Below are 20,323 nucleotides of genomic sequence, written 5' to 3' on the forward strand. Positions count from 1 at the left end.
GCCATTCGCGAAATGCAAATAATCGGGGCGGTGGGCGGGAAGTGTCGGTGGGGAGGCGTGGAGCGCATTCCTGCGGGGCTGAAGTGACGCTCATGCGCACGTCACGGGGGAATCCCTCATAGACACCGAGACAGCCGCGTACGGCCTCTCGGAGCGGGCGGCTTCCCGCGACGCATTCGCAAGGCTGCGGTTCGGCCAGCCGACGGACAAACCCGGCACCCGGGTCGACTCATCCACCACCCGCCACTCCCCGCGAATCCCTCCCCCGGCCCTTCTTGCCGAACAACGCCCCAAGCGCGTTCTGATCGGCCTCCAGCTGAATCCGCATGTGCTGGAGAAACACTCGCGCGTTCTCCGACATCGGCGTTCCCGGACGAAAGACCAGCACGCCGGTAAAGGCGACATCGACATCGAACGGCTTCACGACAAGCCCGCGCTTCACGAAATCGAGCGCCACGAGCGGATGCGCGAACCCCACGCCCACCCCGGCCAGCGCGAGCTCGCAAACCGTATGCGAGTAAGGCGTTTCGACCAGCGGCTTCAGCACCACGCCGAGCCCGCGCAACTGCGTTTCGAGCCTCAATCGCGTGCTGTCCTCCGGATTCAGTGCGATGAAGGCCGTCCGCGACAGATCGTCGGCCTTGATCACGCTTCTGGCCGCGAGCGGGTGCCCCGCATGCATCACCGCGACGCCCGGCATCGTGACGAATGCCGAGTGTTCCAGCCCGGCCATCGACATCTCGTCCGACATCAAGCCGAAATCCACCTGCCCGGCCGACACCTTCTCGTGAACCTCACGGGAGCTCATCACCTGCAGTGAAATCTGGACGTCGCGCGCCGCCGCGTCGAACGACGCGATCACACGCGGCAGAAAGGCGGTGCCGAGCGCGGGCAACGACGCGATCGCGAGACGCCCCAAGCCGTACGAGCGCAAGCTGCGGATCCGGTGTTCGATCACCTCGAAACCGAGAAAGTACCGGTCCACGTCACGCATCAGCGCAACGGCCTCCTGCGTCGGCACGAGACGGCTGCGCACCCGCTCGAACAGGCGGAACCCCGCCATGCTCTCGAGCCGCCGGATCGACTGGCTCACCGCCGGCTGCGAAATCTCCAGCACGCCGGCCGCCTTGCTGGTACTTCCGGCGTTCATCACCGCCCGGAACACCTCGATATCGCGCACGCTCATCTATAACCTCGGCTTATCAACCTAATTATTTCCGATGTTGCTGCAAACCCGCGCGAAAGTAAAACTGCACGTCATCAACTTGTCAGCCACGGAGCCCAGACCAGCATCATGACGACGACCACGCCGTTCCCTCCCCAACCGTTCCGCAGCCTGTCGCCGGCGGTCATGCGCGCATCGACCGTCGTGTTCGATTCGCTCGACGATTTCGCCCGCCGCAAGGAACGCCAGCCCGACGGTTACAGCTACGGCATCACCGGCACGCCGACGGCGCGCGAACTGGAGCGCCGCATCGCCGCGCTCGAGGGCGGCGCACACTGCGTACTGGCGCCGTCCGGGCAAGCCGCGCTGATGACGGCCGTGATGGGCTTCGTCCGGGGCGGCGATCACCTGCTCGTGTCCGCTGCCTGCTACGGCGCGCTGAAGACCTTCGCGCAGAAATGGCTCGCGATGTTCGACGTCGAAGTCGACCTGTACGAACCGGCGATCGGCGTCGACATCGAGCGCTACGTGAAGCCGAATACGCGCATGATCTGCATGGAATCGCCGGGCACGGTGACGATGGAAATGCCGGACATTCCCGCCATCGTCGAAGTGGCGCGCCGCCACGGCGTGATGACGATGATGGACAACACGTGGGCCAGCCCGCTCGCGTTTCGTCCGCTCGAACACGGCGTGGACCTGAGCGTCGAAGCGGCCACCAAGCTGTTCGGCGGCCACTCCGATCTTCTGCTCGGCGCGATCAGCATGAACGACTTCGGCCACTACGAAACATTGCGCGAGACGCAGAGCATCCTGGGCCAGCAGGCCAGCCCCGACGACTGTTTCCTGGTGTTGCGCGGCCTCGAAACCCTCAAGGTGCGCTTCGATGCGCAGAGCGCGTCCGCGCTGCACATCGCGCGGCACCTCGAATCGCAGCCGGCCGTTCGCAAGGTACTGTTTCCGGCGCTCCCGTCCGACGCGGGCCACGCGATCTGGAAGCGCGATTTCTCCGGCAACGGCTGCCTGTTTTCGCTGATGCTCGAACCCGCGCCGGAGGCGGCATTCACCGCGTTCTTCGATGCGCTGCGCCACTTCGCGATCGGCGCGAGCTGGGGCGGCGTCCATAGCCTCGCGGCCTACTACCCGGCGCCGCTGCAGGCGCAGCGTCCGTTCCCGCTGACCGACCAGCCGATCATCCGCCTGTCGATCGGGCTCGAAGCGCCGGACCTGCTGATCGACGATCTGTGCGCCGGACTCGCGGCGTTCGCCGACGTCAAGGCCCGCGCAGCGTAACGCCACGGTTGTGCCCGATCAACAGACACCCAAGGAAGCACGATGAAAATGCAAACCACGCTCGTTACGGCCAGATTCCTGGTCGCGCTCGGCATGACGGGAACGCTGGCGTTGTCCAGCGTCCATGCCGGCGCAACGGATCTTCTCGCGGCGGCACGCGCCAGCGGCACGTTGCGTGTGGCAAATACACAGAGCAGCCCGCCGTGGACCCTGCTGGACGATCACAACCAGCCGGCCGGCTATGACGTCGAAGTCGCACGCGAGGTCGGCAATCGCATCGGCGTGAAGCAGGTCGTATTCGTCGCCGGCGCGTACAAGAACTTCGTCGAAGGGCTCAAGTCCGCGAAATACGACCTGGCGATGAACGACCTGACGCCGACGGTCGAGCGCAGCAAGCAGGTCGATTTCGCGAAGCCCTACGGCGTCGAGGATTTCCGCATCTTCGTGCGCACCGACAACACGAACATCCACGGCCAGGCGGACCTGAAGGGCAAGCGCGTCGGCGTGACCACGGGTTCGTCGAATGAAGCGTGGGCGCGTGCGCACCTGAAGGACGCCGACATCCGCGCATACGACAACGGCGGGCTCGTGTTCAACGACCTCGGGAGCGGCCGCCTCGACGCCGTCATCATCTCCCACTTCGGCGGCATGAAATACGCGAACGTGAATCACCTGCCGGTCAAGGAAGTCGGCGATCCGCTGATCTATCAGCTGTCCGCGCCGGCGCTCGCGAAGGGCCAACCGGCCCTCCTCGCCGCGGTCGACAAGGCGATCGACGACATGACGGCCGACGGTACGCTCGAGCGGCTCGCGAAACGCTGGGTCGGCGCGGACTACGACATGGTGGGCACCATCGCCAAGGCGAAAGCGCAGAAGGAGTAAGCATGTTCGATCTCTTCATGCGTTCGCTGCCGCTGCTCGAAAGCGCAGTGACGATGACCGTGTTCCTCGGCCTCGCGTCCTTCGTGCTCGGTTCGGCATTGGGGCTCGCCGTCGCGCTCGCGCGGGTCTCGTCGATCCGGTTGTTGCGCGGCATCGCGTTCGCGTATGTCTCCGTGTTTCGCGGCACACCGCTGCTGGTGCAGATCCTGCTGATCTACTTCGGCCTGCCGCGCTACGGCATCACGCTCGATCCGGTGCCGGCCGCGCTGCTGGCGCTGACGCTGTTTTCCGCGGCGTACCTCAGCGAAAACTTTCGCGCCGGGATCAACGCGGTCGATCGCGGCCAGTGGGAGGCCGCGCATTCGCTCGGCATGAACTACTGGAAGATGATGTGGCGCGTGATCCTTCCGCAAGGGCTGCGCATCGCGATCCCACCGGTGGGCAGCCGCATGATCGCGCTGATCAAGGACACGTCGCTGGCGTCCACGATCACCGTCGTCGAACTCACCCGCGTGGCCGACCAGGTCGGGGCGTCGACCTTCCGGTACATGGAGATGTTCCTGATGGTCGGCCTGATCTACTGGGTCATCAACCAGATCCTGACGATCGTCCAGACGATTTTCGAAGGCCGGGTATCGCGGCGCTTTCAATGAATACACACATGAATACCATCGTCGTTCAAGGATTGACCAAGTCCTTTGGGGCAAACGCCGTGCTGCGGGGCGTCGATTTCTGCGTGGCGCGCGGGGAAGTGGTCGTGCTGATGGGCCCGTCCGGTTCCGGCAAGACCACGTTGTTGCGCTCGCTGAATTTTCTGGAATTGCCCGATGCGGGAAAGGTGTCGGTGTGCGGCATCGAGATCGAGCGCACGGGCGGAGCCGCGCTGTCGCGCGACGAGCAGAAGCGCGTCAAGGCCATTCGCCAGCGCACGGCCATGGTTTTCCAGTCATTCAACCTGTTCCCGCATCGCACCGCACTGGAAAACGTCATCGAAGGTCTCGTGAGCGTCAAGGGCGTGAGGAAAAGCGAAGCGGTCGAGCGCGGCCTGCACCTGCTCGATCGCGTGGGCCTCGCGCACAAGGCCGGCGAATATCCTGCGCGGCTGTCCGGCGGACAGAAGCAGCGCGTCGCCATCGCCCGCGGCCTCGCGATGGATCCGGAAGTCATCCTGTTCGACGAGCCGACTTCCGCGCTGGATCCGGCATTGCGGGAAGACGTGCTCGCGGTCATGCGCGAGCTGGCGGGCAACGGGATGACCATGCTGGTCGTCACGCACGAGGTCCGGTTCGCGCAGGATGTTGCCGACCGCGTGGTGTTCATGGAGAACGGCGTGGTCGTCGAAGATACGACACCCGATGCGTTCTTTACGGCCAGCACCCATCCGCGCGTCCGGCAGTTCCTCAATCTCATCGAGACCTGAAGCCCGCCTGACCGGAAAGGTGTCAACGGGATCTACCGTCAGTCATTTCATTAGTTTTACGAAATATATCGAACCAAGGAGACGCATATGAACCGCCGGCAGTTCTTCCCCGTGCTTGCCGCGCCGCTCGCCGGCGCTTTTCCCGACATTGCGCGGGCGGCAAGATCGAAAGACCGCGTGATCGTGATCGGCAGCGGCGTGATGGGCGCGTCGATCGCCTATCACCTCGCCAGACGCGGCGCCGATGTCACGCTCATCGAGAAAGATGCGCCGGCATCCGGCACGACGCACAACTCGTTTGCGTGGATCAACGCGAACAACAAGGCCCCCTATTCGTACTACGCGTTGAACTACGAAGGCATCCTCGGGTGGCGCCGCCTTCAGCTCGAGATCGGGCCGTCGTTGCAGATTCAATGGGGTGGCGGCATCTCGTGGTGCGGCCCGGACCAGAAACAGATCGACAAGCTCCACGACACGACCGCGCTGCATCAGCCGTGGGGCTATCCGATCCGCAACATCTCGCGCGACGAACTCGAACGGCTGGTACCGGGCGTGCACGCCGGCGATTTCGGTGCAGGCTGGCATTCGACCATCGACGGGACGCTCGATCCCGTGGCCGCCACGCTGGCACTAGTCCAGGCCGGCATCCGGGCCGGCGTCACCCTGACGAAGGCCAACGTATCGACCCTCGACTTCAAGGGCGACCGCGCGATCGGCGTGACGACCGACAAGGGGCCGTTCCTCGCGGATCACATCGTGATCGCCGCCGGGAACGACTCCACGCGGCTTGGCGCGCAGGCGGGCATTCCGGTGCCGCTCCGTACGTCGAAGGGCATTCTGGCCCACAGCAAGCCGCTGCCCCCGCTCGTGCATCAGGTGCTGATGCCGGCCGGCCTCGACATCAAGCAGAATCCCGACGGGCGCATCGTGACCGGATCGAATTTCGGCGACACCGGCACGCTGGAGCCGACGCCGGAACTCGGCGCGAAACTCCTCGAACGCGTGGCCGGCGTGCTGCCGGATACCAAGGGGATCGAACTCGACACCATGACGCTCGGCTACCGCGTGCTGCCCCGCGACGAGTATCCGATCATGGGCCGCGGCCGCCAGTACCGGAACGTTCACGTTGCGGCGATGCATAGCGGCATGACGTCCGCGCCGGCAATCGGCCAGCTTTTCGCGATCGAAGTGCTCGACGGCATCGAAACGACCCAGCTTCAGGACTTCCGCCCGCAGCGCTTCTACGTGTGACAACCCGCCGGGCCGGGCGGGCGTCCGCGGGCCGAATCCGCTGCCACCACGCACCGCCCGGCCCACCGAAAAATAAATTCCCCCATTCCACACCAAGAGAAAACGATATTCCATATCGAGCTGAATTCACAACCAACTTTGGATCCATTTTCCCTCCTGTCCCCCGTATCATTTCTCCCATTCCGAAAGAGAAAGAGCAAGAGAAGGACATGAGCGATACCACCACGCTGCACTACCTCGACTACGCGGCCACGACGCCTGCGGATCCCCGCGTGATCGAAGCGATGACGAGCTGCCTCGGCTTCGACGGCATCTTCGGCAATCCCGCGTCGAGTTCGCACGCCGCCGGCCGGCTGGCGCGGGAACAGGTCGAGCGCGCCCGCGCGCAAGTCGCCGCGCTCATCGGCGCGGATGCCGACGAGATCGTCTGGACCTCCGGCGCGACCGAATCGAACAACCTCGCGCTGAAGGGCTACGCGGAAGCCGCGACCGGCAAGCGCCACCTGATCACGAGCCGCATCGAGCACAAGGCCATTCTCGACACGATGGCGAACCTGTCGAAGCACGGCACGTCGGTCACCTTCCTGACGCCCACGCGCAACGGCGAAATCACCGCCGACGCGGTGGCTGCGGCGATCGGCCCCGATACCGGCCTCGTGTCGCTGATGCTCGTGAACAACGAACTCGGCACGCTGACCGACATCGCCACGATCGCCCGCATCGTGCACGCCGCGGGCGCGCTGCTCCACGTCGACGCCGCGCAAGCGCTCGGCAAGACGCCGATCGACGTACGTGCGCTCGGCATCGACCTGATGTCGATGTCCGCACACAAGGTTTATGGTCCGAAGGGCATCGGCGCGCTGTTCGTCCGCCGCGACATCGCCGACCGGATCGCCCCGCAGATTCATGGCGGCGGACACGAACGCGGACTGCGCTCGGGTACGCTCGCCACCCATCAGATCGTCGGCATGGGTGTCGCGTGCGAACTGGCCGCCGACAAACTCGACGGTGAAGCCGCGCGCATTGCAGCGCTCGGCGCGCGCCTGACGGATGCGCTGCTCGCGCTCGGCGATGTCACGCAGAACGCTGCCGCCGCGCGCCGTATCCCGCACACGCTGAGCCTGACGGTGAATGCACCGGGCTTCTTCCCGTACATGCTCGGCGACGCGCTCGCCGTGTCGTCGACGTCCGCGTGCAACTCGACCAGCGGCGCACCGTCCCACGTGCTGACCGCGATCGGCCTCGATGAGGCGACTGCCGGCCGCACCGTGCGCGTGAGCTTCGGCCGCTTCACGACGGAGCAGGACGTCGACTTCGCGATCGCCTGTTTCCGCAAGGCGATCGAGCAATGCCGTGCGACGGCCGCGAGCGGGTTCTCGGCGTCGCGGCAGATCACGCCGGCCGAACTGAAAGCGATCCGGAATGCAGGCTTCCGCTCGGTGATCTGCAACCGGCCGGACGGCGAAGGCGACGACCAGCCGGCGTTCGACGAGATCGCCGCGGCAGCACGCGAACTGGGCCTCGAAGCGCGCTACCTGCCGGTCGAGCGCGACCGCATCGGCGACGCGGAAGTCGACGCGTTTGAAGCATTGCTCGACGCGCTGCCGAAACCCGTGCTCGCGTATTGCCGAAGCGGCAGCCGGTCAGCGGCGCTCTGGAATCGCGTGGCGGCTCGGCATCCGGCCTGAGGCGGAATTACCCTGCGCGGCAGGTGGATGTATCCGACGGAAGCCGTGACGTTGATGACGGGGCTCGTCCGCGGCGGGCTGACTACCTCGGATACTCCAGTTGCAGCGCGACCCAGCCTGACGTCGCGTCACCGTAGCGTGCCGCGATATCTGCGAGGACACCGGGAAGCACCGCTTCGCCACGCCGATCATCCGGAATCGTCACGCGCTCGTGCCGGATATTGGCCGGCTGCGTCAGCAACCGCAGCCCGTACTTCGACTCGATCACGTGCGCGTCCGCCGTCGCGACAACATCGCTGCGCCATGTCCGCGCCCACGCGTCGGCGGCCAACGCAACCGAAAGTTCGTCAAACCCGTTCCCAACGGGAAGATCGAACGTCTCACGCCGCCAGAACGCAACGCGATTCATCAGCGCGGTCGCCACCGCGCGCGCGGTCAACACGAACCGGCTACCGTCGTGCACATCGCTCCATGCTTGCGCGCCGAGTTTCCGCGCAGTCTCGTGGGCCGCTCCCGGCCCGCCCAGCGCACTCACCAATGCAAGCGAAGCGGGAATCGACGCCGACACGCCGGTCGTCGTCATCACGTTGCCGTCCATCACGTAACGACGATCGTCGACCCACGTCGTATCGGTAAAACGGCGACGCAGACGGTCGCGTGAATACCAGTGAGACGTGGCGATGCGACGCCGCAGCAGGCCGGCGTTCGCGAGCACCTCTGCGCCGTCGCAGATCGCCACCATCGTCGCGCCGGCAGTGGCCTGCTTGCGCAGCCACTCGAGCACGGCCGGCCGGTCGGCACGATGCAGCGCGGGCACGATCACGACATCCGCACCCGACGGGACGGTGGCATCGAACCGGTCGAACGTGGTATCGGCCAGCATGCGCAGCGCGGGCATCAGTTCGACAGCGCCTTCGTCGGCCGATACGGCAACGACATCGGCCGCACCGGACGCTTTCAGAATCGCGTAAGGGACGATAAGGTCGGTCGTCTCCGTTCCCGCGTTGTCCGCGACGATCGCAACGAGCGGCCGCCTGCGACCCTCCTTCGGTGCGCTCATCGTCAGCGTCCGTACGACCGGCAGTGTGTCCTCCGCCATCGCCTGCGCCGGCCGCCCCAACGCCCACGCGCCCAGCATCCCGCACACGAGCAGCACCGCTGCCGGGCGCATCGCCCCGCTTGTCTTCCGTTCCCGCATCGCCCACCCGAGTCAATCGATTGCATGTCCGGGAAATTACAAGGATCATGCTCGCGGTCACAAGGACAACTCCACCGCACTTTCTGCCATGTCCCAGTCAACCGGTTCGGCACGCGACATCGTGGTCGTCGGCTTCGACGGCGTCCAGTCACTCGACATCACGGGCCCGATGGAAGTGTTCGCGGTCGCGAACCGTTACCTTCCCGGCCATGCCGTGCCGTACCGGCTCACGCTCGCATCGCAGGACGGGGACGACATCGTCACGCACGCGGGCCTGCGTCTCGCCGCTCCGACCGCACTGGCGGCACTGCCTGGGCGTATCGACACGATCATCGTCGCCGGCGGCAACGAAGCGGCGCTGCGACACGCAGCGTCGGATGCCGGCGTGCTGCCGTGGCTGCGCACGCGGATCGCAAGCACGCGGCGAATCGCGAGCATCTGCACGGGCGCGTTCGTGCTCGCCGCCGGTGGATGGCTGGACGGCAAACGTGCGACCACGCACTGGAACCAGTGTGCGGCGCTACAGGCACTGTGTCCTGAAGCACGGGTCGAGCCGGATGCGATCTACGTGAGCGACCCGCCGTTCCATACCTCGGCCGGCGTGACAGCCGGCATCGACCTGTGTCTCGCACTCGTCGAGGCGGATTGCGGTGCGCCGACCGCGCTCGCGGTCGCACGCGAACTCGTGCTGTTCATGCACCGCCCCGCCGGACAAGCGCAGTTCAGCGTCGGACTCGACATCCAGTCAAGCGCGACGCCGCGCATGCGCGCGCTGCTCACCGAAATCGCCGACGATCCGACCGGCGATCTTGGCGTCGCCGCGCTGGCCGCCCGCATGCACATGAGCGAACGGACGTTTGCACGCAATTTCTTCAACGAGACCGGACACTCGCCCGCGCAGTACGTGCTGGCAGCGCGGGTCGAGCGCGCGAAGGTGTTGCTGGAGCGAGCCGACTGGCCACTCGAACGGATCGCGGAACGTTCGGGATTCGGCAGCGTGGACGCGTTGCAGCGCGCGTTCGCGAAACGGGTCGGCACATCGCCGCGCGACTATCGTGCGCGCTTCGGGCAGCGACGCGACAAGCGACAGGCGGAATAGGCCGTCACCGGATTCGGCGTCCGGGGCGATCGAGCCACGATGACGCGACGCCGGGAGGCCGCATTTTCTGCGGCTGGCGAATTCCGGCAAATGCGGGGCATCCGTGCTTCATCCGGCACTCAGGACGAAAAAAAACGGACAGACACGCCCCCAAACGGTGCACGCATCCGGATTTTCACTACATTGCCGAAATCCGATATTGCCCGGAGATTTGGTTTCATACCGTTCACGCATCGGACCGGAACGCGATTGCCGTTCAACCGCGCCATCGCGTGCCGCCGACGAAGTCCAGGAGCGGGCCGACACACAAGGCCCGGGTGGCGATGACAGTCCTGCCACGCAGGACATTCGTGACGGAGCGAACATGGATACAAAACTCCCGCCTGACTCAGGCACCGACAGTGACGTAAGCCTCCTGCACAAGATGGGTTATGCGCAGGAACTGTCGAGACGGATGAACGGTTTCTCGAACTTCGCCGTGTCGTTTTCGGTGATCTGCATCCTGTCGGGCGGCATTACCGCGTTTCAGCTCGCGTTTTCCGCGACCGGCGGCGCATCGGTCGGCCTGGGCTGGCCGCTGGGTTCGCTGTTCGCACTGATCGTCGCCGTATCGATGTCGCAGATCGCGTCCGCGTTTCCGACCGCGGGCGGCCTCTATCACTGGGGCGCGATCCTCGGCGGGAAGAAATGGGGGTGGATGACGGCGTGGCTCAACCTGATCGGCCTCATCTTCGTGATCGCCGCGATCAACTTCGGCACCTACGATCCGTTCTTCAAGACGCTGATCGCGCCGATGTTCGGCGTCAGCCCGGACAGCCTGACCTGGTGGCATCAAACCGCGTTCATCGCATTCATCACGATCTCGCAGGCGATCCTGAACGCACGCGGCATCAGGATCGCAAGCAGGATCACCGACCTGTCGGGCTATCTGATCTTCGTCGTGACGATCGCGCTGGTCGTTTCGCTGCTCTACTACTCGCCGGTCACGTTCGACCTGCATCGGCTGGTCACCTTCACCAATTTCACCAGCGTCGACGGCGGTGCGTGGCCGAAGCAGGCCACGCCGCTCGCGTTCCTGTCCGGCCTGCTGCTGGTGACCTACACCATCACGGGTTTCGACGCGTCCGCGCATACGTCGGAGGAGACGCACGATGCGGCCAGAAACGTGCCGCGCGGCATCATCGGGTCGGTGTTCTGGTCCGCGATCTTCGGTTACGTGATGGTGTGCGCGTTCGTGCTGGTGATGCCCGACCTGACCGCCGCGATGAAACAGGGCACCGGCTTTTTCGAAGCGATACTCGCGCCGATTCCGAAGACCTTGCGCGTGTGCCTCGAACTCGCGATGTTCTTCATCAACTACGTATGCGGGCTCGCCGCGATCATGTCGACGTCGCGGATGGTGTATGCGTTCGCGCGCGACGGCGGGCTGCCGGCATCGAAGCTGCTGCGCAGCGTGAGTCACACGCACCGGACGCCCGGGCCCGCGATCTGGACCTGCGCGGTGCTCGCGATCGTCGTCACGCTGTACGGCGACGCGTTCTCGGTGCTGAGTGCCGGCAGCGCCGTGTTCCTGTTCATCTCGTATGCGATGCCGATCGGCTCGGGGATGCTGGCCGAAGGCCGCACGTGGACCGAAAAAGGTCCGTTCCAGTTGGGCATCTGGTCGAAGCCGTGTGCGTTGCTCGCGCTGGTCGGCGCGTGCGTGCTGGCGTATGTCGGCATCCAGCCGCCGAATGAAAAGGTGCTCTATGTGCTCGTCGGTTTCGTCGCGGTGCTGATGGTGATCTGGTACGGCTTCGGCGTGCGCAACACCTTCGCGGGGCCGCCGGTGCTGAAGGACACGCGGAATCTCGAGCGCATCCGCGAACTCGAGGCGAACGTCGATCCGTCCGTCTGAAGCACCTTTGAAACGGGCTGAAACCGCCGACTTGGAGGTGTCATGCCCGTGATCTTCGCGAGGGTCGCATTGCCCGTTACAACCGTCCCCGCATGCAACCCGGGCACCGATCACGCGGCCGCCGATGGTCCGGGCGGCCGCGCCGGTTCGTCACGCCGCCCTAATTCCCGCCGCCGTAGAACTGATTCATCCGCTCGAACTCGCCCGACTTCTGCGCGCGAATCAGCTCCTGCTTCACCTGAGCGCGCGTGATCACCGCGGGGCCGCCCGCCTGCGACCCGGCACTGGGCATGGAGCCCACCGCAGTGGCGCTGAGCGCGGCATCCGAGGGTGTGCCGGGGCTCTCGTCGCCTCCGCCATCCGCCCGGGCAAGCCCGGTCGCACCCAGCATGCACACGGCGGCCAGCGCCGCCTTGTAAACCGTCTTCATCGTGGCACCTCATATGAAAAGACATTGCGACTCGTACGCGGGAACGGCGCCGAGGTCCGGCCGTCCGCGCGATTCGACACACCTCGCCGATGCAACAACGTCGGCCCCGACGGCATCGCCGCGCGTCGCGAATCGCGAGCATTCCGCTGCGTCGCTTCAGCCATCGGCGGCTTCGCACGTTCGAGGTTCCATCGAGCGACCTTCGCGTCCTCCTGTAACGTCCCCCGGACCAGCGCATTCGCATGCGAATGCGCAACAACACCTCGCAGCAGCCTGGCGCATGCGCTTGCCCGCGCGTCGTGCCGCAACGCGAATCGAACGTTCCTGTGACGCGCATCCGCGATCGGGCGGATCGCGCGCTTCGAGCCGTCGCGCACCGGGCGGGGCAGCCAGCAGGAATGGATTAATGATAGAAATCGGCCGGCCGGTTTAACGCCCCCTGACGAGGGGGCAATTGTGGAATTCGTCGACTCGCCGACCTAAACTGGACACCGTATGCGCAAGGTGCACGCGGCCCTCGTTCGACGCAGTCGCGTGCCGGCCCGTCGTAGTGCAAGGGGCGCACCATGTCCGACAAGTATGTCGCGCTAGCGGGCCACATCCGGCGACTATGTTCGTTCGGCATCGAACCGCGCCTCGTCATTCCTCATGTGGTTGAAGCAACGCGGCGCATCGTGGGCGCCGACTGGGGCATGTTCTTCTATACCGACGAACACTATGCGGTGTCGGACGTCTACAGCGAAAACGACACCGTCTATCAAGTCCTGCCCACCTACTTTGCCGACGTCCACAACACCGAAAAACAGGAAGTGCTCGGCGTCACGTTCTCGGACGCGATGCGCCGCGGCCGCGGATTCGAAAACAGCGCCCGTTACGACGCCGCGCTGCTGAAGAGTGCGATGTATGCGGAGCTGTGGCGGCCGGTCGGCATGCGGCATTGTCTCGAGCTGACGGCGACCGATGGTACCCGTGGCTGGGGAAGCCTGAAGTTGTGCCGCGCGCCCGGCGCTCGTCCGTTCTCGGAAAAGAATCATCGCGACATCGCGCCGTTCGCGCGACATATCGCGCATGCGCTTTCGTGCCCGATACATCCGCCATCACACGAAGCGGAAGGCAGCCAGTCGTCGATCATGGTCATCGACAACACCGGAAAGGTGTTGCTGCAAAGCGAGGACAGCGTCAGGATGCTGGCGCTCGCCTCGGGCGAACCGCTTGCGTTCTATCGTCGCGACCGCTTTCCGAACTGGCTTGCGCCGCTGCTGACGCATGTCAATCGCATCTGGTGCGGTCTCCCGGTGGCACCCGCCACGATGGAACGCCGCAATGCGGCCGGCCGCTTCCGATTCAAGGCGTATCGCTTTGCGCACGCGAGCGCGCTGCCCTGCGAACAGGCGATCGTGATCTACATCGAGCATTTCCTCCCGCACGAACTGGAAATCGAGCGACTCGGCTTCGAGTTCGGTCTGACGGAACGACAACGGCAGCTCTGTTCGCTACTCGTCCTCGGCCACTCGCAAACCGCCATCGCGCGCGGCCTCGCACTGCGCGACAGCACCGTCGTCGATCACGTGCGAAAGATCTACCGCAAGCTCAACGTGCACAACCACGACGAATTGCGCAACGTCTTTCGCGTTGGCCAGCACGACTAGCGTCGCATGTCGTGTCGCGTCGAAAGCACAGCCGCGAGCCTCGACGATCAGACGGCGGAAAAACAGTTGTCGACGAACAGATGCGTGCCGTTGACGAAACTCGACTCGTCGGACGCGAGGAACAGCGCGGCCGCCGCGACTTCCGACGGTTCGCACAACCGGCCCTGCTGAACCGCGATCGCCGCTTCGGTCGCGTCGACACCCATCGCCTGCAGGTCCTTGAGTTCGCGCATCCCGTGCGGCGTGCGGATGAACCCCGGCGCCAGCGCGTTGCAGCGAATCCCGCGGTCGCGGTACTCGACCGCGATGGCCCGCGCGAACATGTGGCACGCCCCCTTGGTCGCGTCGTACAGCACTTCGCCCGGCGTCGCGCAGACCGCCGAAATCGACGACGTGCACACGATGCTGCCGCGCCCCTTCTCGAGCATCTGCGGCAGCACCGCCTTCGTCATCAGGAACATGCTCTTGACGTTCACGCCCATCAGCCAGTCCCATTCCGACTCTTCGATGTCGAGAAACGGTTTGACGATCAGCGTGCCGGCGTGGTTGAACAGGATGTCCGCATTGCCGTACTGCCCCCGCGCCGCATCGACGGCCCGCTGAACCTCCACCTGTTTCGACACGTCGGCGCCGAGGCCGATCGCCTGCAGGCCGGCATCGCGCAGCCTGGACGCAAGTGCTTCGGCGGCGTCGCCGTCGCGGTCGATGATCGCGACCTTCGCGCCCTGTGCGGCGAACAGTTCGGACGCAGCGCCGCCGCATCCGCCGGCGCCGCCGCTGACGATGGCGACCTTGCCGGCCAGGCGGCCGTCAATCTTGACATTCATTCTTCGTTCTCCTGTCTGGTTTGATCGGCGCGCTCAACTGAACAGCGCCCGAAGATGATCGTTGAGAAAGAAACCTTCAGGGTCGACGCTGCGGCGCAGTGCGCGGAACGCTTCGGCCTTGGGGAACCAGCGGTCCACGTCTTCGCGGTTCGTGAAATGCAGCTTGCCCCAGTGCGGACGCGAGCCGTAGTCGCGCAGGATGTCGTCGACGTCCTTCAGGAACGGCCAGTAGTCGACGCCGTTCGGGCCGCCCGAGCATGAAATGGTGACGCTGTCCTGATGGTTGAACGGGCTGATCCACGCCGGGTCGCCCTTCGTGAAGCGATACTCGACCGGGAAAATGCAGTCGCGGTGTTTCGTGAGGATCAGGTCGCGAACGCGGCGCAGCGCTTCCTTGCCGTGCCGCGCGGGCACCGCGTACTCGAGCTCGTGGAAGTTCGGCACGTAGTGGATCGCATACACCTCTGAGCTGTATGCGATCTTCTCGTGCTCGCCTTCATGAAACGTGCGCGCGTCGGTGACGTCCATCACCTTGATCTCGCACACGTCGTAGTCTTTCTTCGAGTTCGACACCTTCGCGGTGTCGGGCAGGCAGTACAGGTCGCGGCTTTCAGACGTCGGACACCAGAAGAAACCGAAATGCCGATGCTTCGCCGCCAGGTCGTCGTATTGCTCCATCAGCGCTTCGAAATCCTCGCGCCAGACCCGGTCGTGCAGCCAGAACGCATCGGTCACCTGCAGCGTCATCTCCGACACCACACCGAACATGCCGATATTCACCTGCGTCGCATGGAGCAGGTCGAGGTCCTTCCGGTCGCTCACTTCCATGATCGAGCCGTCGGGGCGCACGATGCGCATCCCCACGACCTGCGACGACAGGTTGCTCAGCGTGGTCCCGGTGCCGTGCGTGCCGGTGGCGAACGCGCCGGCAATCGCCTGCGAATCGATGTCGCCCTGGTTGACGAGCGACAGGCCGAGTGCCTTCAGGTGACGCGTCACCGCATTGATTTTCGTGCCGGCCTTCACCGTCACGCGCTTGCGCGCTTGATCGACATCGACGATGCCCTGGTAGTCCTGGAGCGACAGCAGCAGGCCGCTCGTCGCCACGACCGGCGTGAACGAGTGCCCCGACCCCGCGCATCGAACATGCTTGCCCTGGCGCGTCGCGGTACGCACCAGCTCCGCGATCTCGGCCTCGCTGGTCGGCGATGCCAGGTGCGCGGCCACGCACGACTGATTGCCGACCCAGTTTCTCCAGAATCCGCCACGGGGAAGTTCCATCAACGTCTCTCCAGATAGGCACCGCGGTGCGTTGTCAGCACGGCTCGGTGAACAGCAACGTATTGATGCCAAAGGTAGGGTGCCGAAACGCTTTTCACTATCGGATTTCGGCAAGCGAGGGTTTCCACGAGGCGGCGCTTTTTGACCGGCTCGCCGTGCGGCTACAATGATTCGATCCGGCCCGCTCCCTCCCGCCCCCGATGACGCCGTCTGCCCACCTGAGCGATTTCTCTGGCGCCCCGCTGTTCGCGCGAACGGTCGCGTTCTGCGCGTTCACCGACGTGGCGGAACAGGCGCGGTCGTTCGAAGGCTGGAACCTGAATTACACGCAGATCTCGGGCGGCCTGTTTCATGGCTCGTCGTCGATCGTGTCGCTGGGCGGCATCAAGCTGCTGGTCGAGGACCTCGACAAGGTCATCCTGCAGCGCGGCGCGGTGCCGTCGGACCGGATCGCCGTGGCCGTGCCGCTGGAGCTGGAAGGGCATGCGCGCATGTGCGGCGAGAAGAGCGGGCGCGACAGCCTGCACGTGTTCTCGAGCCTGCCGGAATTCGAGTTCTATTCGCCCGACCGGCACGTGCTCGTGAACGTCGAGATCGAACCCGACAAGCTGTCGACGCCGGCGATGCGCACGGTGGCCGCGTCACTGCGCGCACGCACCCTCGCCCCGCTGATCCCGATGGCCGCGTACGTCGCGGACAATCTGCGCGACCTGCTGCGCCGCACGCTCGCCGCCGCGGCGAAAAGCACCTCCGCTGAAGACATGACGACGCAGGACCGCATCGAACTGCTGGAGCGCACCGTGCTGTACGCGATCTCGGAGGTGCTGACGGCGGCCGCGCCGGAGGACGGCGCGCAAGCCGCGCGCCCGACGAAGTACTGGTCGCTGGTCAACGCGGTGCAGGAGCGGCTTCAGGACGCATCGACCTGCCCGCTGTCGATCGCCGAGCTGTGCGTGCAGCTCGGCATCAGCCGGCGCACCGCGCAGTATGCGTTCCACGACACGCTCAATCTGAACCCGATTGCGTATCTGCGCGCCGTTCGACTGAACCACGCGCGCCGCGAGCTTCGGCTCGGCGAATCCGTGACGTCCGCCGCAACCAAATGGGGTTTCTGGCACCTGAGCAGTTTCGCGCAGGACTATCGCGCGATGTTCGGCGAGCTGCCGTCGGTCACGGCCCGGCGCTACGCGCGCCACGCGAGCTGAACGCCTGTCGCGGTTCGGCGGCCGGTGCCGACCTCGCACCGGCCGCCGCGCTGCGTTGCTACGTCACTCGTCCTGCTGTTCCTGCTGCGCCTGCACCTGCCGCTGCTGGATGAACTGCCGCACATCGCTCATCGTCACGCGGCCGGTGTGCTTCGCATCGATCTCGTCGAAGTGCTTCGACACGAAACCGAGCCCGCTGCTCTGCGCCTGCGCCTTCGTCACGGCCGCGCCGTTGCTCAGCACCGTATTGGCGCCGAGCCTCGCATCGACCCGCTGCTGCGCCTGCTGCTGCAGCGTCGCGCCGGTCGACGGCAACACCGGCGCCGCCCGCGTCGACGGAAAGAACGGACCGTCGACGCCGCGCCCGCCATGCGGAAGCTTCACCGGCGCCACCGCCTGCGGCGGCAAGGCGTGGGCGCTGCTCATCGCAGCACCGACGACGATCAACGCAGACATACGCCGAATCATTTGGATTAGGGACATGATCGCTCGCATTCAATGGATGAATAGAGGGTTCCTCTGACAAGGAGTCCGTCGCTCAAGGGGCCGCCGCCAGCGTCGTCGCGGCCGTCGCGCCCGGGATGCTGCCGGTCGGCACGCTGGGCGGGTTTTCGTCCGGCCACGGCGGCGGCAGCGTATGCAGCGTCAGCGCCGTCGGAATCCGCGCGCCCTTGTAGAACGTCTTCAGGTCACGCTTCATCTGCGGACGAGCGACATCGTCGAGGTAAATCATGTGGCCGCCCTGGAAGAAGTTCACCTGCAGCTTCGGATTCAGGCCCTTCACCGTCTGCAGCCGCGCGAGTTGCTTCTCGGTATTGAAGAACGGCGTGGCCAGATCGTGGAAGCCGTTCTCCGCGAGCACGCGAAGCTTCGGGTTGAGCTGCAGCGCGCCGAGCAGATCGGGGATCGTGTCGGGCATCGGCTGGCCGTCGTGCGTGAAGTCCCAGACGCCGATGATGTTGTCGTTCAGCGGCAGGTAGGTCGCGTTCGGTGCGGTATAGCCGAGGTAGTCAGGCATCTGCGTCGCGAGCGCGTTCGTGAACGGCTGCGAAATCAGGATGTCGGACGGGTCGCCGTCGGTTTGCAGACGCGGATCGGAGTTCGGCAACGACACGCGTCCGTCATACCGGCCGATCGTCGTTCCGGGCAGCAGGCTCGTGCCGAACGGGTTCGCGTTGAAGTAGCCCTGCAGCGCCTGCAGCGTCAGGCTCGACGGTATCCCCCACAGCCTGAGCGTCGCATCGCTCGGGAACACCGGCGTGCCGAGCGCATCCGGAATGCCGAGCTGGCTCAACACCCACGACTGCGAGTACTTCTGCAGCTGGTTGTAGATCAGCGTCGTGAACAGTTCCGTCTGCAGTGCGTACAGATCCTGGTTCACCGGCGCTGGCGAGACCTGGTTGAAGTACGCCGCGACCGCCGCGTACCCGGGCAAGTAACCGGCCACGGTATCGGTTTCGAGCAGCAGCCCTTCGGTCGACTGCGTGATCGCCACCGCCTCCACCGCATCCGCGAAGTAGTTCAGGATCGACGACTGCAGCACGATGCCCGTCAGGTGCACACCGGCCGATTCGAGCGCCAGCGCCAGCATGTCGGTACGCGGCGTGCCGTACGATTCGCCGTACAGGTAGATCGGCGACGTGCTGCGGCTGTTGACGTTCAGGTAGCGCTGGATGAAGTCGCGCATGATGTTGACGTCCGCATCGGAACCCCAGTACTTCTGGTTGGTGTTCGGCAATACGGCTTCCGACAGCCCGGTTCCCGGCGGGTCGATGAACACGAGGTCGGTGGTGTCGATCAGGCTGTCGGCGTTGTCGACGATCGGATAGTTCGGCCAGTTGGTGCCGAAACCCGGATCGGGCGTGGCCACCCGCGTCGGCGCGAACGAGCCGAGACGCAGCCAGATCGACGACGAGCCGGGGCCGCCGTTATACACGAACGTGACGGGACGCGGCTTGCCGTTGGTGCTCGGCGCGGTGTACGCGACATACGACATCGACGCTTCCGCGTTGCCGTTCGCGTCCTGCGCGGTCAGGTGGCCGGTGGTCGTCGTGTAGTTGACCGTCTTGCTGCCGCCCGTCCACTGGTAATGCATGACCGCCGCTTTCTCCGACACCTGCGCGGCGGCGAGGCCGTCGGTCGCATTCATCGAATACGCGACCTGGTCGACGTAAGGCTGGTTGGCCGCCGGTGCCTGACTGCTGGCCGCTTGTGCGCTGGCCTGCTGGCTGGCCGTGGTCTGCGCAAGGCTCGACGCGCCGACGGACGACGAGTCGTCGCCGCCGCATGCCGCGAGCGCCAGCGTCATGACCGTCAATGCGCCTAGCCCGACCAACCGGCCGTGACGAGCACGGCGGCTGCCGGTACTGCTCCTGTCTGGTTTCATCTCTGCCCTTTGATTTGGTTCGGATACCACTTCACAAAGGCCGCCTTCGCCGGCGAGACGCGCAGCAACACCCGCCACTCGCGCAAAAGGCGGTTGGAATCGGACTGCTTCAAGAGACTGAACGTGATACAGACACAGCAAACTGCTGGCGAGAATGATGCTTGAACCGCCCCCTGCAGTTTGGACTTCTTTTCTGATTACCTGAATTTACGACACCGACAAAAATAGGCGGTGCTGCGCCGCGTTGTCAAAGATCATTCCGATATTAAAAATCCCGTAATGATGCGAACGACGGTCAGTGTCTGGAATTTGAAAGACAAAAAGATTATTCGTGCAAGGCGCGTTTTATCGGCAATGATTCGCCGAATATTTTACTTCTGTCGCACAACTCACAAGCCTTGCCGGTATTGATGCAGCGCTTGCATACCCTTCAGATCGACTGGATTTTTCTTTCATTTTTATTATCGACAATCGATTAAGGTGCCGTCACGCCATGCACACGTCATTCGATGACTCGATTCGCTTCAGGCATTCTTCAATCCAGGCGCTCATGTGCATTGCGCCATCCATAAAATACCGATTGCGTTAATTCATGGCGGTTTCGGCGGAATTATTTACCCGAAATTCGAATCCATTTCCCGGGCGGGCAGCG

At 64.8% G+C, this 20,323-nt stretch carries 17 protein-coding genes; 10 read left to right on the plus strand and 7 right to left on the minus strand.

What is annotated here, in order from left to right:
- Nucleotides 1-229 precede the first annotated feature (229 nt).
- Complete coding sequence (locus ACTRWB_RS03330; RefSeq protein ID WP_343490854.1) at nucleotides 230-1,186, minus strand: LysR substrate-binding domain-containing protein; 957 nt, start codon at nucleotides 1,184-1,186, stop codon at nucleotides 230-232.
- A gap of 108 nt (nucleotides 1,187-1,294) precedes the next feature.
- Between ACTRWB_RS03330 and metC the strand changes: the two genes are divergently transcribed.
- From metC to ACTRWB_RS03360, 6 genes are all read left to right on the plus strand, one after another.
- Entirely contained in the window at nucleotides 1,295-2,458 is a 1,164-nt protein-coding gene (metC, locus tag ACTRWB_RS03335; protein ID WP_446900925.1) for a cystathionine beta-lyase, read from the plus strand.
- Between the two features lie 42 nt (nucleotides 2,459-2,500).
- A complete protein-coding gene (locus ACTRWB_RS03340; RefSeq protein ID WP_446900926.1) occupies nucleotides 2,501-3,340 on the plus strand; it encodes an ABC transporter substrate-binding protein in 840 nt (279 codons plus the stop codon).
- 2 nt (nucleotides 3,341-3,342) lie between these two features.
- The gene (locus ACTRWB_RS03345) at nucleotides 3,343-3,993 is read left to right on the plus strand and encodes an amino acid ABC transporter permease (RefSeq protein WP_343490857.1); all 651 of its coding nucleotides are present in this window, start codon (nucleotides 3,343-3,345) and stop codon (nucleotides 3,991-3,993) included.
- Between the two features lie 8 nt (nucleotides 3,994-4,001).
- The gene (locus ACTRWB_RS03350; protein WP_129516461.1) at nucleotides 4,002-4,760 is read left to right on the plus strand and encodes an amino acid ABC transporter ATP-binding protein; all 759 of its coding nucleotides are present in this window, start codon (nucleotides 4,002-4,004) and stop codon (nucleotides 4,758-4,760) included.
- 87 nt (nucleotides 4,761-4,847) lie between these two features.
- A complete protein-coding gene (locus ACTRWB_RS03355) occupies nucleotides 4,848-6,011 on the plus strand; it encodes an NAD(P)/FAD-dependent oxidoreductase (RefSeq protein WP_446900927.1) in 1,164 nt (387 codons plus the stop codon).
- A gap of 209 nt (nucleotides 6,012-6,220) precedes the next feature.
- The gene (locus tag ACTRWB_RS03360; RefSeq protein WP_446900928.1) at nucleotides 6,221-7,699 is read left to right on the plus strand and encodes an aminotransferase class V-fold PLP-dependent enzyme; all 1,479 of its coding nucleotides are present in this window, start codon (nucleotides 6,221-6,223) and stop codon (nucleotides 7,697-7,699) included.
- 82 nt (nucleotides 7,700-7,781) lie between these two features.
- On the opposite strand, the gene ACTRWB_RS03365 is transcribed toward ACTRWB_RS03360, so the two are convergent.
- Nucleotides 7,782-8,897 (minus strand): DJ-1/PfpI family protein, encoded by a 1,116-nt coding sequence (locus ACTRWB_RS03365; RefSeq protein ID WP_446900929.1) that lies wholly within the window; start codon nucleotides 8,895-8,897, stop codon nucleotides 7,782-7,784.
- An 88-nt stretch (nucleotides 8,898-8,985) separates the two neighbouring features.
- On the opposite strand from ACTRWB_RS03365, the gene ACTRWB_RS03370 reads away from it, so the two are divergent.
- Nucleotides 8,986-9,996 carry a GlxA family transcriptional regulator gene (locus ACTRWB_RS03370; RefSeq protein WP_446900930.1) on the plus strand — a complete coding sequence of 337 codons (1,011 nt, stop codon included), beginning with the start codon at nucleotides 8,986-8,988 and terminating at the stop codon, nucleotides 9,994-9,996.
- 364 nt (nucleotides 9,997-10,360) lie between these two features.
- A complete protein-coding gene (locus ACTRWB_RS03375) occupies nucleotides 10,361-11,893 on the plus strand; it encodes an amino acid permease (RefSeq protein ID WP_446900931.1) in 1,533 nt (510 codons plus the stop codon).
- 160 nt (nucleotides 11,894-12,053) lie between these two features.
- Here ACTRWB_RS03375 and ACTRWB_RS03380 read toward each other — a convergent pair whose 3' ends face one another.
- Nucleotides 12,054-12,323, minus strand: a complete 270-nt coding sequence (locus ACTRWB_RS03380) for a DUF4148 domain-containing protein (protein ID WP_446900932.1) — start codon at nucleotides 12,321-12,323, stop codon at nucleotides 12,054-12,056.
- A 566-nt stretch (nucleotides 12,324-12,889) separates the two neighbouring features.
- On the opposite strand from ACTRWB_RS03380, the gene ACTRWB_RS03385 reads away from it, so the two are divergent.
- Nucleotides 12,890-13,972, plus strand: coding sequence for a helix-turn-helix transcriptional regulator (locus ACTRWB_RS03385; protein ID WP_446900933.1), 1,083 nt, complete (start codon nucleotides 12,890-12,892; stop codon nucleotides 13,970-13,972).
- A 47-nt stretch (nucleotides 13,973-14,019) separates the two neighbouring features.
- On the opposite strand, the gene ACTRWB_RS03390 is transcribed toward ACTRWB_RS03385, so the two are convergent.
- On the minus strand, nucleotides 14,020-14,799 hold the full coding sequence (locus tag ACTRWB_RS03390) for an SDR family NAD(P)-dependent oxidoreductase (RefSeq protein WP_446900934.1): 780 nt from the start codon (nucleotides 14,797-14,799) through the stop codon (nucleotides 14,020-14,022).
- Between the two features lie 33 nt (nucleotides 14,800-14,832).
- Nucleotides 14,833-16,080, minus strand: coding sequence for a D-arabinono-1,4-lactone oxidase (locus ACTRWB_RS03395; protein ID WP_446900935.1), 1,248 nt, complete (start codon nucleotides 16,078-16,080; stop codon nucleotides 14,833-14,835).
- A 200-nt stretch (nucleotides 16,081-16,280) separates the two neighbouring features.
- On the opposite strand from ACTRWB_RS03395, the gene ACTRWB_RS03400 reads away from it, so the two are divergent.
- Nucleotides 16,281-17,285: a helix-turn-helix domain-containing protein gene (locus ACTRWB_RS03400; protein ID WP_446900936.1), complete on the plus strand. Its 1,005-nt coding sequence runs from the start codon at nucleotides 16,281-16,283 to the stop codon at nucleotides 17,283-17,285.
- Between the two features lie 63 nt (nucleotides 17,286-17,348).
- On the opposite strand, the gene ACTRWB_RS03405 is transcribed toward ACTRWB_RS03400, so the two are convergent.
- Both ACTRWB_RS03405 and ACTRWB_RS03410 read right to left on the minus strand, forming a co-directional pair.
- The gene (locus tag ACTRWB_RS03405; RefSeq protein WP_129516452.1) at nucleotides 17,349-17,780 is read right to left on the minus strand and encodes a 2-oxoglutarate dehydrogenase; all 432 of its coding nucleotides are present in this window, start codon (nucleotides 17,778-17,780) and stop codon (nucleotides 17,349-17,351) included.
- Between the two features lie 43 nt (nucleotides 17,781-17,823).
- Complete coding sequence (locus ACTRWB_RS03410; RefSeq protein WP_446900937.1) at nucleotides 17,824-19,671, minus strand: S10 family serine carboxypeptidase-like protein; 1,848 nt, start codon at nucleotides 19,669-19,671, stop codon at nucleotides 17,824-17,826.
- Between the last annotated feature and the right edge of the window lie 652 nt (nucleotides 19,672-20,323).

It is taken from the genome of Burkholderia sp. YIM B11467 (assembly GCF_052952715.1).

What these genes read in the sequence shown, in the direction of transcription:
- ACTRWB_RS03330 (WP_343490854.1), bottom strand. Translation starts at nt 1,186, where the DNA reads ATGAGCGTGCGCGATATCGAGGTGTTCCGGGCGGTGATGAACGCCGGA.
- metC (WP_446900925.1), top strand. Translation starts at nt 1,295, where the DNA reads ATGACGACGACCACGCCGTTCCCTCCCCAACCGTTCCGCAGCCTGTCG.
- ACTRWB_RS03340 (WP_446900926.1), top strand. Translation starts at nt 2,501, where the DNA reads ATGAAAATGCAAACCACGCTCGTTACGGCCAGATTCCTGGTCGCGCTC.
- ACTRWB_RS03345 (WP_343490857.1), top strand. Translation starts at nt 3,343, where the DNA reads ATGTTCGATCTCTTCATGCGTTCGCTGCCGCTGCTCGAAAGCGCAGTG.
- ACTRWB_RS03350 (WP_129516461.1), top strand. Translation starts at nt 4,002, where the DNA reads ATGAATACCATCGTCGTTCAAGGATTGACCAAGTCCTTTGGGGCAAAC.
- ACTRWB_RS03355 (WP_446900927.1), top strand. Translation starts at nt 4,848, where the DNA reads ATGAACCGCCGGCAGTTCTTCCCCGTGCTTGCCGCGCCGCTCGCCGGC.
- ACTRWB_RS03360 (WP_446900928.1), top strand. Translation starts at nt 6,221, where the DNA reads ATGAGCGATACCACCACGCTGCACTACCTCGACTACGCGGCCACGACG.
- ACTRWB_RS03365 (WP_446900929.1), bottom strand. Translation starts at nt 8,897, where the DNA reads ATGCGGGAACGGAAGACAAGCGGGGCGATGCGCCCGGCAGCGGTGCTG.
- ACTRWB_RS03370 (WP_446900930.1), top strand. Translation starts at nt 8,986, where the DNA reads ATGTCCCAGTCAACCGGTTCGGCACGCGACATCGTGGTCGTCGGCTTC.
- ACTRWB_RS03375 (WP_446900931.1), top strand. Translation starts at nt 10,361, where the DNA reads ATGGATACAAAACTCCCGCCTGACTCAGGCACCGACAGTGACGTAAGC.
- ACTRWB_RS03380 (WP_446900932.1), bottom strand. Translation starts at nt 12,323, where the DNA reads ATGAAGACGGTTTACAAGGCGGCGCTGGCCGCCGTGTGCATGCTGGGT.
- ACTRWB_RS03385 (WP_446900933.1), top strand. Translation starts at nt 12,890, where the DNA reads ATGTCCGACAAGTATGTCGCGCTAGCGGGCCACATCCGGCGACTATGT.
- ACTRWB_RS03390 (WP_446900934.1), bottom strand. Translation starts at nt 14,799, where the DNA reads ATGAATGTCAAGATTGACGGCCGCCTGGCCGGCAAGGTCGCCATCGTC.
- ACTRWB_RS03395 (WP_446900935.1), bottom strand. Translation starts at nt 16,080, where the DNA reads ATGGAACTTCCCCGTGGCGGATTCTGGAGAAACTGGGTCGGCAATCAG.
- ACTRWB_RS03400 (WP_446900936.1), top strand. Translation starts at nt 16,281, where the DNA reads ATGACGCCGTCTGCCCACCTGAGCGATTTCTCTGGCGCCCCGCTGTTC.
- ACTRWB_RS03405 (WP_129516452.1), bottom strand. Translation starts at nt 17,780, where the DNA reads ATGCGAGCGATCATGTCCCTAATCCAAATGATTCGGCGTATGTCTGCG.
- ACTRWB_RS03410 (WP_446900937.1), bottom strand. Translation starts at nt 19,671, where the DNA reads ATGAAACCAGACAGGAGCAGTACCGGCAGCCGCCGTGCTCGTCACGGC.